General features: G+C 65.7%; 12 protein-coding genes. 11 read left to right on the forward strand and 1 reads right to left on the reverse strand.

Translation table 11 applies throughout. The features are described from left to right. Positions 1 to 19 precede the first annotated feature (19 nt). From EC845_RS15720 to EC845_RS22510, 3 genes are all read left to right on the forward strand, one after another. A complete protein-coding gene (locus EC845_RS15720; protein WP_123299203.1) occupies positions 20 to 469 on the forward strand; it encodes a CoA-binding protein in 450 nt (149 codons plus the stop codon). A 74-nt stretch (positions 470 to 543) separates the two neighbouring features. Continuing rightward, the gene (locus tag EC845_RS22665; protein ID WP_233598107.1) at positions 544 to 1011 is read left to right on the forward strand and encodes an RcnB family protein; all 468 of its coding nucleotides are present in this window, start codon (positions 544 to 546) and stop codon (positions 1009 to 1011) included. A gap of 112 nt (positions 1012 to 1123) precedes the next feature. Next, on the forward strand, positions 1124 to 1291 hold the full coding sequence (locus tag EC845_RS22510; RefSeq protein WP_199739822.1) for a hypothetical protein: 168 nt from the start codon (positions 1124 to 1126) through the stop codon (positions 1289 to 1291). A gap of 4 nt (positions 1292 to 1295) precedes the next feature. Here the strand turns inward: EC845_RS22510 and greB are convergent, their stop codons facing one another. Beyond that, a complete protein-coding gene (greB, locus tag EC845_RS15730) occupies positions 1296 to 1853 on the reverse strand; it encodes a transcription elongation factor GreB (RefSeq protein ID WP_123299071.1) in 558 nt (185 codons plus the stop codon). Between the two features lie 430 nt (positions 1854 to 2283). Here greB and EC845_RS15735 point away from each other — a divergent pair, with 430 nt between their 5' ends. The 8 genes from EC845_RS15735 (at position 2284) to ntrC (ending at position 12096) form a co-directional block, all read left to right on the forward strand. After that, complete coding sequence (locus tag EC845_RS15735; protein WP_123299072.1) at positions 2284 to 4224, forward strand: DEAD/DEAH box helicase; 1941 nt, start codon at positions 2284 to 2286, stop codon at positions 4222 to 4224. Positions 4225 to 4339: 115 nt separating this feature from the next. After that, positions 4340 to 5086 (forward strand): 16S rRNA pseudouridine(516) synthase, encoded by a 747-nt coding sequence (locus tag EC845_RS15740; protein WP_123299204.1) that lies wholly within the window; start codon positions 4340 to 4342, stop codon positions 5084 to 5086. A gap of 79 nt (positions 5087 to 5165) precedes the next feature. Further along, a complete protein-coding gene (locus EC845_RS15745) occupies positions 5166 to 6020 on the forward strand; it encodes an EI24 domain-containing protein (protein ID WP_123299205.1) in 855 nt (284 codons plus the stop codon). A 105-nt stretch (positions 6021 to 6125) separates the two neighbouring features. Further along, positions 6126 to 6977, forward strand: coding sequence for a molybdopterin-binding protein (locus tag EC845_RS15750; protein ID WP_123299073.1), 852 nt, complete (start codon positions 6126 to 6128; stop codon positions 6975 to 6977). Positions 6978 to 7239: 262 nt separating this feature from the next. Then, on the forward strand, positions 7240 to 8655 hold the full coding sequence (glnA, locus tag EC845_RS15755) for a type I glutamate--ammonia ligase (protein WP_123299074.1): 1416 nt from the start codon (positions 7240 to 7242) through the stop codon (positions 8653 to 8655). Positions 8656 to 8814: 159 nt separating this feature from the next. Continuing rightward, positions 8815 to 9342, forward strand: a complete 528-nt coding sequence (locus EC845_RS15760; protein ID WP_123299075.1) for a hypothetical protein — start codon at positions 8815 to 8817, stop codon at positions 9340 to 9342. A 47-nt stretch (positions 9343 to 9389) separates the two neighbouring features. Then, entirely contained in the window at positions 9390 to 10466 is a 1077-nt protein-coding gene (gene glnL, locus EC845_RS15765) for a nitrogen regulation protein NR(II) (protein WP_123299076.1), read from the forward strand. A 40-nt stretch (positions 10467 to 10506) separates the two neighbouring features. Continuing rightward, positions 10507 to 12096 carry a nitrogen regulation protein NR(I) gene (ntrC, locus tag EC845_RS15770; RefSeq protein ID WP_123299077.1) on the forward strand — a complete coding sequence of 530 codons (1590 nt, stop codon included), beginning with the start codon at positions 10507 to 10509 and terminating at the stop codon, positions 12094 to 12096. Positions 12097 to 12126: the final 30 nt, after the last annotated feature.

Consider the following 12126-nt stretch of genomic DNA (forward strand, 5'->3'; position numbering starts at 1 on the left):
TCGCCGTATGATGCCCGCCATGACTCAGCGTCCTTCTCCTTTCGACGACGCGCCCGAACAGGACGTGATCGACTCGCTCACCCGTTCGACCACCATCGCCGTCATCGGCCTCGGGCCCCGGACCGACCGCGCGAGCTACGGGGTCGCCACCTACCTGCAGTCGCACGGGTACCGGATCGTCCCCGTCCACCCCGACGCCGGCGAAGTGCTGGGCGAAAAAGCCTACCCCACCCTGACCCAGGCCGCCGCCGAACACAACATCGACCTGGTCGACATCTTCCGGCGCAGCAGCGAGACCGACGACCCCATCGACGAAGCCATGGCCATCGGTGCACGATTCATCTGGCTGCCCCTCGGCGTACGCAACGACAGCGCCATCGCCCGGGCCCGCCAGGCCGGGTTCACGGCCGTGCAGAACCGCTGCCTCAAGATAGAGCACATGGCCTACATCTCGCACGGCAGGCTGTGACGTACAACCGTCACCAGACGTTCACGCGCAGGACCGCCGTGGCCCCGCTGCAGGCGTCTCACGGAGTTCCCGCCATGTCCCTATCCCGCCCTCCCCGGATTCGCCGCCAGGCCCCTCGTCTCGTCGCACTCGGCCTGCTTTCCTGGCTGGCCAGCGGCGCTCTCTGGGCGCAGTCGCCACGGCCCGCCCCGGTCGGTCAGGCCGAGCCCCGCACCGCCCCGGTCTATGTCACCCAGCAACCCGTCGTCAAGCCCCGTCCGGGTCCGCGTGGACACCCCATGCCGGTCGAGCCCGCACCACCCGAAGTTCGCAATACACCGAACGCCAGCAGCGTGCCGCGTCCCGATCCCAACTGGCAACCGGCCGATCTGCGCCCTGGCGCCCCCTTGCCGCCCGCCTTCAGGGACCGGCAGTTCGTGATCGAGGACTGGCGTGCCTACGGGCTCACTCGCCCCCCCGCCGGCCAGCAATGGGTGCAGGTGGGCGGACAGTACCTGCTGGTCTCGAGCGGCGGCTCGCGGACCATCCGGTCGCTGCACTGAGCCTCGCCGAAGGAGCCCGGCCCACGGCTGCCGCCTGCGATTTATCCTATACAGGACATGACGAGATCACTTCCGCGACAATGCTTGTTTTGTCCGGTTCGAGATCTCGCCCATGACCCTGCTTCAGTCCACCTTCCTCATCCTGGGCGCCAGTTGCGTGCTGCTGCTGGTCGGTTTCTCCGCACGCGAATCGCGTATCGGCCCCGCCCTGATGATGCTGGGCATCGTCGGCTCGATGGGCGTCATCGCCTGGCGCATCTTCCACGCCACCAGCCCCTGACGGCTCAGGCCGGATAACTCACCGACAGCACCTCGATCTCCTGGGGCCCGCTGGGCGTGAGCAAGGTCATCACATCGCCTTCGCGCGCACCCAGCAGCGTGCGGGCGATCGGCGAGACCCAGGACACCTCGCCCTTCGCGCTGTCGGCCTCGTCGATGCCCATGATCGTGATCTCGCGCTCGACGCCGGCTTCGTCGACGTAACGCACCGTCGCACCGAAGAAGATCCGGTCGTTGCCATGGTGCACCCGTGGATCGGCGATCACCGCCATCTCCAGCCGCTTGGTCAGAAAACGGATGCGGCGATCGATCTCGCGCAAGCGTTTCTTGCCGTACAGGTAATCGCCGTTCTCCGACCGGTCGCCGTTGCTCGCCGCCCAGTGCACGATGTCGACGACCTTCGGCCTTTCGTGGTCGATCAGCGACATCAGTTCCTCGCGCAACCGGGCCTCGCCGGCGGGCGTGATGTAGTTCTTGCCCTGGCTCGACGCGGGCAGGTCCGGCAGCGACAGCTCGTCGTCGTCCTCGTCGCCATCGGACTCTTTGGTGAAAGCCTTGTTCAAGTCGTTTGTCCTCGCGGTCTGATCTTGCTCGCCCCCGTTGTCTCAAAAAACGCCGAGGGCCGGCCGGCCATTGTGCAAGAACACGGCAGTGCACACTGCCGGATAAAGGGGACTAGGCAAAACCCTGAACTCATGCCATAATTCGAGGTTCTGTCGGCGTCACTTTGTTTGTAGATGCGTTCTCGATGAACGCAACGGGCAAGCAGAGGGCATATCCGGCAGGTTCCTTGCATCTCCTTCACTCACTTGGCTTCGCGAAAGAAGCCCCCGATTCTCGACAGGTCCACCGTCCGGCTCCCATGCCCGCGACGAGTCCTGGCAGCAAGCAGACGGGTGTCGTTTGATGGTGGATGTTTTTTCTGACCACAAACGAAGAGTGACGCATCGCACGCCCCAAGCGCGTGTGCAGCTGCGCTCGTGGAAGTGATGAATGACTGATACCCTGAACCATGGCGTCGAATCGACGCTGGACGGCCTGACCTCGATCGTGGCCGACGAACAAACCACACAAATCTCGCACTCGGCCCCCGCCGAAGCACAAGCTCCGCAAACGGCCGAGGAAACCTTCGCCGCTGCGCCCGAGCAAGCAGCCCCCCAGCCTCCCGCTCTGCCCGAAGGCTTCATCAAGCTGGGTCTCGCACCCGAACTCGTGCAAGCCGTCGCCGACCTGGGCTACACCCAGCCGACCGCCGTGCAGGAGCAGGTCATTCCGAAGGCCATGTCGGCCGACGACGAAGAAGGCAGCCGCAACTACATCGACCTGATGGTGTCGAGCCAGACCGGCAGCGGCAAGACCGCAGCCTTCCTGCTGCCCGTTCTGCACACGCTGATCAAGCTGCAGGACGAAGCCGAAGCCCAGGCCCGTGCCGAATACCAGCGCCTGGCCGAAGAAGCCGCCGCGCGTGGCGAAGCACCGCCCAAGAAACCCAAGCGCAAGAACCCGCTCAACACCCGCAGCTTCTCGGCCGCCGTGCCCGGTGCGCTGGTGCTGTGCCCCACCCGTGAACTGGCCCAGCAAGTGGCCCACGACGCCATCGAGCTGGTCAAGCATTGCCGCGGCATCCGTGTCGCCAATGTGGTGGGCGGCATTCCTTACCAGGTCCAGATCGCCAAGCTGCAGAACGCCAACCTGGTGGTGGCCACGCCCGGCCGTCTGCTCGACCTGCAACGTTCGCAGCAACTCAAGCTCGACCAGGTCAAGTTCCTGGTCGTCGACGAAGCCGACCGCATGCTCGACCTGGGCTTCTCGGACGACCTCGCCGAGATCAACGAGCTGACCGCCGAACGCCAGCAGACCATGATGTTCAGCGCCACCTTCGCGCCCCGCATCCAGCAACTGGCCGCCCGCGTGATGCGCGAACCCCAGCGCGTCACCATCGACAGCCCGCAGGAAAAGCACGCCAACATCAAGCAAGCGCTGTTCTGGGCCGACAACGCCGCACACAAGCGCAAGATGCTGGACCACTGGCTGCGCGATACGTCCATCGACCAGGCCATCGTCTTCGCCAGCACCCAAGTCGAGTGCGACGGCCTGGCCAACGATCTGCAGCAGGAAGGCTTCTCGGCCGTCGCGCTGCACGGCGCCCTGAGCCAGGGTCTGCGCAACCGCCGCCTGATGGCACTGCGCAACGGCCAGGTCCAGATCCTGGTGGCGACCGACGTGGCCGCACGCGGCATCGACGTGCCCACCATCACGCACGTCTTCAACTTCGGCCTGCCGATGAAGGCCGAGGACTACACCCACCGCATCGGCCGTACCGGCCGTGCCGGTCGCGACGGCCTGGCCGTGACCTTCGCCGAGTTCCGCGATCGCCGCAAGATCTTCGAGATCGAGAACTTCAGCAAGCAGCAGTTCAAGGCCGACAAGATCCCCGGCCTGGAACCCCAGCAGCGTTTCCCTGAAGAGCAGCGCGGCGGCGGCAGCAAGTTCGGCGGCCCGGCACGTCGCAGCGGCGGCGGCGGCAAGTTCGGCGGCGGCGGTGGCGGCTACAACCGCTCGAGCGGCGGCGAAGGCGGCTTCGGCGCACCGCGCGATTTCGGCAACCGTGGCGGCTTCAGCGAAAACCGTGGCGGCGGCGGTGGTGGTTTCGGCGGCGGAGAACGCAGCGAACGCAACCCCTACGCCAACCGCAGCGGCTTCAACCAGCGCAGCGGTGGCGGCGCAGGCCACGGTTTCAGCGACCGCGGCGATCGCCCCCAACATCACCACGATCCGCGTTTCGGCGATGCCCGCGGCGAACACCGCCCGGCCCGTGCAGAAGGCGACCGCCGTTTCGGCGACAAGCCTTTCGGCGCCCGTCCGGCCAAACCCGCCGGCAAGGTCTTCACACCGCATGACGCGCAAAAGCGCGCTCGCAAGCCGGTCCGCTGAGCTTCGACGCCCTCGACACCGTTCCCCGAGGCGCCCTGCGCACGGGGAACGGTCCATGCCCCGGTCACGCACCCCGTGTGACCGGGGCATCTTTTTTTGACCCACAATGTCGCCCATGCAGCTTCAGGACATTCTCTATTCCCAGGGTTTCGGCATCCGCCGCGTGTGTTCCGGCCTGATCCAACAAGGCCATGTGGAGATCTGGCAGGACGAACCGGCGCCCGGTTTTGTCGGCGTGCTCGACTCGACACGGGAGATCGACGACCCCACAGGCCTGCGCCTGCGCGTCCAGGGGACCGAATGGCTCTATCAGGCGAAGGCCTATGTGATGCTGCACAAGCCGGCCGGCACCGAGTGCTCGCAAAAGCCCTCCACCTACCCGAGCATCTACACCCTGCTGCCGGCCCCGTTGCGCCAGCGGCCGGTCAAGGGTGCGGTGCAGGGGGTGCAGGCGGTCGGCCGACTCGACCAGGACACCACCGGCCTGCTGCTGCTCAGCGACGACGGCCAGTTCATCCACCGCCTGAGCTCACCCAAAAAACACCTGCCCAAGGTCTACGAGGTGCGCACCAAGCATCCGCTCGACGCCCAGCAGATAGACCGGCTGCTGGCCGGCGTGGTCCTCGACGACGATCCCAAACCGGTTGCGGCCGCGGCATGCACGGCCGTCGACACCCATCACCTGCAGCTCACGCTCACGCAGGGCAAATACCACCAGGTCAAGCGCATGCTGGCCGCCGTGGGCAATCGTGTCGAAGGGCTCCATCGCTCGCGCATCGGCCGGCTCGAACTGCCCGCCGATCTCGCACCGGGCCAATGGCGCTGGCTGTCGGCCGAAGACCTCGAAAACCTGCGCCCCTGACGCCGGACCCGATCCCGTCCGCCTGCTCGCCGGACGCCGGCACTCCCCGGCCGTCCGGCAACACGGTATGCTCGACGCCATGAACCTGTTGCTGTCTTCCTTCTGGCGGGCCACCGGGCAATGCCTGCTGCCCCGCGTGATCGGGATGTCGTTGCTGCCGCTGGCCCTGCTGTCGGTGCTCGCCAGCGCCTGGGCTTATGTGTACTGGAACGCCTCCGTCCAGGCCGTGCAGACCTGGCTCGGCCATTGGGGCTGGATCGACGCCACCTTGTCATGGCTGGGCGCCGGCCAGGGCGAAGGCTTCAGACAGGTGCTGGCGCCCGTGCTGGTCCTGCTGCTCGTCACGCCCGTGCTCGTGGTCGTCTGCCTGCTGGTGGTCGGGCTGATCATGTCGCCCGTGCTCTCGCGCCTGGTCGCGGCCCGCCGTTTCCCTCATCTCGAACGCAAACGCGGCGCCTCGCTGGCCGGCAGCCTGCTGTGGGCGACCTGGTCGTCCCTGATCGCCCTGGCGGCATTGGCCGTGAGCCTGCCGCTGTGGTTCATCCCCCCGCTCATCCTCGTCGTGCCGCCGCTCATCTGGGGCTGGCTGACCTACCGCATCATGGCCTACGACGCGCTGGCCGAACACGCCAGCAAGGAAGAGAGAACCGGCATCATGCGCGCGCATCGGCTGCCCCTGCTGGCCATGGGCATCCTGTGCGGCCTGCTCGGCACCGCGCCTGCCGTGCTGTGGGCCTCGGGCATTTTCCTGGCCGTCGCCTTCGTGATCATCATCCCGTTGGCCATGTGGCTCTACACCGTCATCTTTGCATTCTCGGCGCTGTGGTTCGCCAACTACGCGCTCGCGGCCCTGGAACAGCGGCGGCTGCCGGCCTACCCGGTTTCCGAGCCGCCGCCACCCGCCGAAAATCTGGCCACACCCCAATCCCCCTGATCGACCCGAGGCGCATCGGCCCTTGTCCGCTCATCCGCATTTATCCATCCCCCTTCGTTCCACGGCAATCCGGCGGTCCGAGGGGCATTCGCCTGGAGTCTAGCCATGACCGCTGCATCCATTCCTCCCGCTCCCGTCCCTGCCATTTCACCCGGTAACGCGCCCGCCTTCGGCCTCATCATCGTCGGTGACGAGATCCTCTCGGGCAAACGGGCCGACAAGCACCTCGCCAAGTACATCGAGCTGCTGGGGGCACGCGGGCTGCACCTGTCGTATGCCGAATATCTGGGCGACGACCGCCAGCGCCTCGTTGCCGCGCTGCAGCGCGCCTTTGCCAGCGGCGATGTCGTCTTCTCGTGCGGCGGCATCGGCGCCACCCCCGACGACCACACCCGCCAATGCGCAGCCGAGGCCCTGCAGCGCCCGCTGGCCCTGCACCCGCAAGCGGCAGACCTCATCCGCGAGCGCATGCAGGACACCGCGCGCGAACAGGGCCTGCCCTACGAGCCCGACCGCCCCGACAACATGCACCGCCTCAACATGGGCGTGTTCCCAGAAGGCGCCCGCATCATCCCCAACCCCTACAACAAGATCCCCGGCTTCTCGGTCGAGCGCGTGCATTTTGTGCCCGGCTTCCCCGTGATGGCATGGCCGATGATGGAATGGGTGCTCGACTACGAATACGCCGATCTGCACAAGGCGCAGAACTGGGTCGAGCAGTCCGCCATCGTCAAGGGCGCCATGGAGAGCCGACTGGTCCCGCTCATGGAGCGTATCGAGGCCGAATACCCCGGCATCAAGGTCTTCAGCCTGCCCAGCGTCGACCACCCGCAATATGGCGTACACATCGAATTGGGGGTCAAAGGGCGCGGCCCGCTGGTGGCACAGGCCTATGCCAGCCTGCGCGCCGAACTGCAGACGCTGGGCCATCCCATCATCACCGAATTGGTGCGCTAGAAAACAGAATGCACTATTGAAGTGCATAACACAGCGGTTATTCCCATTTTGGTGCATTTCTTGGCCTGGAACTGATCATCCATCCATACCTCGCCAGGGGGACTGCTGGAAATCAGTGCATCTGCAGTGCGTGTTTCTGTTTATTTCCTTGGCACAGATTCTGCATTTAGGTGCGGGCCAATGTTAGAGTCGGCCCGTCTCGAAAGAAGCCATTCGAATGGAATTGACCGAGCCGAAGTTTTTTCAACCAGGAGAGATTTAGATGACGAAGACCGTCGCCGACGTGATGAAGATGGTGAAGGAAAACGAAGTCAAGTTCGTTGATTTCCGCTTCACCGATACCCGTGGCAAAGAACAGCACGTGACCGTGCCGCTTTCTCATTTCGACGAAGACAAGTTCGTGTCGGGTCACGCCTTCGACGGTTCGTCCATCGCTGGCTGGAAGGGCATCGAAGCCTCCGACATGCTGTTGCTGCCGGACCCCAGCACCGCCAACATCGACCCCTTCTTCCAGGAAACCACGCTGATCCTGACCTGCGACGTGCTGGAACCCAGCGACGGCAAGGCCTATGACCGCGATCCCCGCTCCATCGCCAAGCGCGCCGAAGCCTACCTGAAGTCTTCCGGACTGGGCGACACCGCCTACTTCGGACCGGAACCCGAATTCTTCGTGTTCGACAACGTCAGCTGGAACGCCGACGCCTCGGGCGCCTTCTTCAAGATCGAAGAATACGAAGCGCCCTGGAACAGCGGCGCCAAGCTCGAAGAAGGCAACAAGGGCCACCGTCCCACCACCAAGGGCGGCTACTTCCCCGTGCCCCCGGTCGACAGCACGCAAGATCTGCGCGCCGAGATGGTCCTGATCCTCGAATCGCTGGGCATCCCGGTCGAAGTGTTCCACCACGAAGTGGCAGGCGCAGGCCAGAACGAAATCGGCACCAAGTTCAGCACGCTCGTCGAGCGCGCCGACTGGACGCAGCTGCTGAAGTACGTGGTCTGGAACGTGGCTCACTCCTACGGCAAGACCGCCACCTTCATGCCCAAGCCCATTGTTGGCGACAACGGTTCCGGCATGCACGTGCACCAGTCCATCTGGAAGGACGGCAAGAACCTGTTCGCCGGCGACGGCTACGGCGGCCTGTCCGAGTTCGCTCTGTTCTACATCGGCGGCATCATCAAGCACGCCCGTGCCCTGAACGCCATCACCAACCCCGGCACCAACAGCTACAAGCGCCTGGTTCCCGGCTTCGAAGCCCCGGTGAAGCTGGCCTATTCGGCCAAGAACCGCTCGGCCTCGATCCGTATCCCCTACGTGGCCAACCCCAAGGGTCGCCGCATCGAAGCCCGCTTCCCCGATCCTTCGGCCAACCCTTACCTGTGCTTCGCCGCACTGATGATGGCCGGTCTCGATGGCGTGGAAAACAAGATCCATCCGGGCGAAGCCGCCACGAAGGATCTGTACCATCTGCCGCCTGAAGAAGACAAGCTGATCCCGACCGTGGCCCACAGCCTGGATCAAGCCCTGGAAGCCCTGGACGGCGACCGCGCATTCCTGACCAAGGGTGGCGTGTTCACCGACAGCTTCATCGACGCCTACATCGAACTCAAGATGACGGAAGTGACCCGCCTGCGCCAGGCCACTCACCCCATCGAATTCGACATGTACTACTCGCTGTAAGCCGGTTGCCCGGTTCCTCTCCCAGCCTCGGCCGGGACGGGACCGGGAAACAAGCTTCGAAAGGACGCGCTCGCCGCGTCCTTTTTTCATGGGGCGGCCCCGGCCGGACACGATGGCGCATACTGGCGGCTCCCGCATGCCTAGACACCGCTTCCGCTCATGAGGACTCTTCCCTTATCCGTCGTTCTCGCCTGCCTGGCAGGCGGCATCGCCACCGCCCAGGCGCAGGACAGCCGCGTCTACCGCTGCGGCAACGAGTACACCAACGACGTCCGCCTGATCCTCACGCGGCCCTGCACCCTCGTCGAGGGCGGCAACGTCACGATCATCCAGAACGGCCCGCCACCGGGCGCGCGGGCGCAGCAGCCCGCCAGCGCCTCGGGTCCGGCGGCAACGGCCGGTTCCACGTCGGTGGCCGCCGCCGGCCCCAACCGCATCGATACCGGGATCCAGCGCAGCCGCGACCTGCAGGCCCGGCAGATCCTGGCCGCGGAACTCGACAGGAGCATGAATCGCATGCAGACACTGCAATCCGAGTACGACAGCACGCTGGGCGCAAGCCGCGCTGCGGCGGGCACCGACCCGCAGTCCGGCCGCGTGGCCGAGCTCAAGGCCGACATCGACCGCACCCAAAGCGACATCGAAGGCTTGCGGCGCGAGATCGGCCGCCTTCCCGCCCAGCCCTGAAACGCCCATACTTCCCTTGGCCGCCCGCCCTCAACGCATCCCACGCCATGTCCAACCTGCCCTCCGACAATGCCGCACGGCATTTCCAATCCCTCGACCTGCTCGCCACCCTGGTGGCCGTGGTTCAACTCGACGGGACGGTGGTGTTCGCCAATACCGCCTTCGAGGACGCCATGGGCATCTCGCGCCGCGCCATCGAGGGCCGTTACCTGCCCGATTTCCTGGGTGAGGACGATCTGCTCATGCAGGCCCTGGTCGGCGCCGGCAGCCATGCGTTCTCGGCCCTGCGCTACGACGGCACGCTGCAGCGTCCCAACCACGACGCCGTGGCCGTGCACGTGATCGTCACCCAGGGCGACGGGCCCGAGGCCTTTGTCGTCGAGATGCTGCCCCAGGAAGCCCAGGTTCGCCAGGAACGCGAGGAACGGCTGCTCGACCAGGCCAAGGCCAACAAGGAGCTCATCCGCAACCTGGCCCACGAGATCAAGAACCCGCTGGGCGGCATCCGCGGCGCAGCCCAACTGCTGCAGATGGAGATCGACTCGCGCGAGCTCATCGAGTACACCCAGGTGATCATCCACGAAGCCGACCGCCTGCAGACCCTGGTCGACCGCCTGCTGGCCCCCCATCGCAAGCCGCACGTCGTCAGCGACGTCAACATCCACGAAGTCTTCGATCGGGTCCGGGCCGTGATCCAGGCCGAGTTCCCGCGCGGACTGGTCATCGAACGCGACTTCGACGCCTCCATCCCCGAGTTCCGGGGCGACCGCGAGCAGCTGATCCAGGCCATCCTCAACATCACGCACAACGCCGCGCAGGCGCTGGCCGAGCGCATTGCCGTGGGCGATGCCATGATCACTTTCAGGACACGGATCGCGCGCCAGATCACCTTCGGCAAACAACGTTACCGGCTGGCATTGGAATTGCATGTCATCGACAACGGACCGGGCATACCGGAGTCGATCAGGGACCGCATTTTCTACCCGCTTGTATCGGGTCGCGACGGCGGCTCCGGCCTTGGACTGACGCTGGCGCAGACCTTCATCCAGCAGCATCACGGCATGATCGAATGCGAGAGCGTGCCCGGACGGACCGATTTCAAGATTCTGATCCCGCTGCCATGACCCCTGGGGCTTGGTGGCCCAACCTGAGGTAGTACCGCCCATGAAGCCCATCTGGATTGTTGATGACGACCAGTCGATCCGGTTTGTGCTGGAAAAGGCCTTGTTGCGTGAAGACCTGCCCACGCGCAGCTTCACCAATCCCCGTGAAGTGCTCGCCGCCCTCGAGGAGGACGACGCCGACGGCCAGGGGCCTCAGGTCCTGGTGAGCGACATCCGCATGCCGGGTGGCTCGGGCCTGGAACTGCTCGACAAGGTCAAGGCCAAGCACCCCGGCCTGCCGGTGATCATCATGACGGCCTTTTCCGACCTGGACTCGGCCGTCTCGGCCTTTCAGGGCGGTGCCTTCGAGTACCTGCCCAAGCCCTTCGACCTGCCCAAGGCCGTCGAGCTCATCCGCCGCGCCGTCGAGGAAAGCCAGCGCGAAGAGGTCATCGAAGAGCGCATCGTCGAAACCCCCGAGATGCTGGGCCAGGCTCCGGCCATGCAGGACGTCTTCCGCGCCATCGGCAGGCTGTCGCAAAGCAATGTGACCGTGCTCATCACGGGCGAATCGGGTGCCGGCAAGGAACTCGTCGCCCGGGCATTGCACAAGCATTCGCCCCGCAGCAACGGTCCCTTCGTGGCCATCAACACCGCGGCCATTCCGAAGGACCTGCTCGAATCCGAACTGTTCGGCCACGAGCGCGGGGCCTTCACCGGCGCGCAGACCATGCGCCGCGGTCGCTTCGAGCAGGCCGAAGGCGGAACCCTGTTTCTCGATGAAATCGGCGACATGCCCTTCGATCTGCAGACCCGCCTGCTGCGGGTGCTGTCCGACGGGCACTTCTACCGGGTCGGTGGCCACAGTGCGGTCAAGGCCAATGTGCGTGTGATCGCGGCGACTCACCAGCATCTCGAGCAACGCGTCAAGGAAGGCATCTTCCGCGAGGACTTGTTCCACCGCCTCAACGTGATCCGGCTGCGCCTGCCCGCGCTGCGCGAACGCCGGGAAGACGTGCCGGCCCTGACACGCCACTTCCTGCAGCAGAGCGCCAAGCAACTGGGCGTCGAACCCAAACGCATCTCCGAGGCCGCGCTGGGCCTGTTGAGCACCTTCTCTTTTCCCGGCAACGTCCGCCAGCTCGAAAACATCTGCCACTGGCTGACCGTCATGGCGCCGGCCCAGGTCATCGAGCTCAAGGATCTGCCGCCCGAAGTCATGCCGGCCCCTGCGGTGGCCCCCGCTGCCCCCGAGACCGCGATCCTCGCCGCGCCGGCGGCATCCGGCGAGCACACGGGCGACCTTGCGCCGGGCGCCGCATCGAGCACCGCGCTGTCGGCCGACTTTCCCGGCACGGCGCCGGACGCCGTGCGTTCGTATGCAGCCAGCACCGCGCCCGTCGCGGCACCGGGCGTCGCCCCGGCCAGCGGTGCCGAATCATGGGAACTCGGGCTGGAACAAGAAGCCAAGGCACTGCTCGAAGCCGGCCATCCCGACGTCTGGGATCAGTTGACCCGTCGCTTCGAATCCCACCTCATCCATGTCGCGCTGCTCAACACCCGGGGACGCCGCATCGAGGCCGCGCAGAAGCTGGGCATCGGCCGCAACACCATCACCCGCAAGATCCAGGAACTCGGACTGGAAGACTGACCGAAAGAGGACCGGCTGCGTCGGAACCGC

The organism is Comamonas sp. BIGb0124 (assembly GCF_003752175.1).
Lineage (GTDB): Bacteria > Pseudomonadota > Gammaproteobacteria > Burkholderiales > Burkholderiaceae_C > Comamonas_F.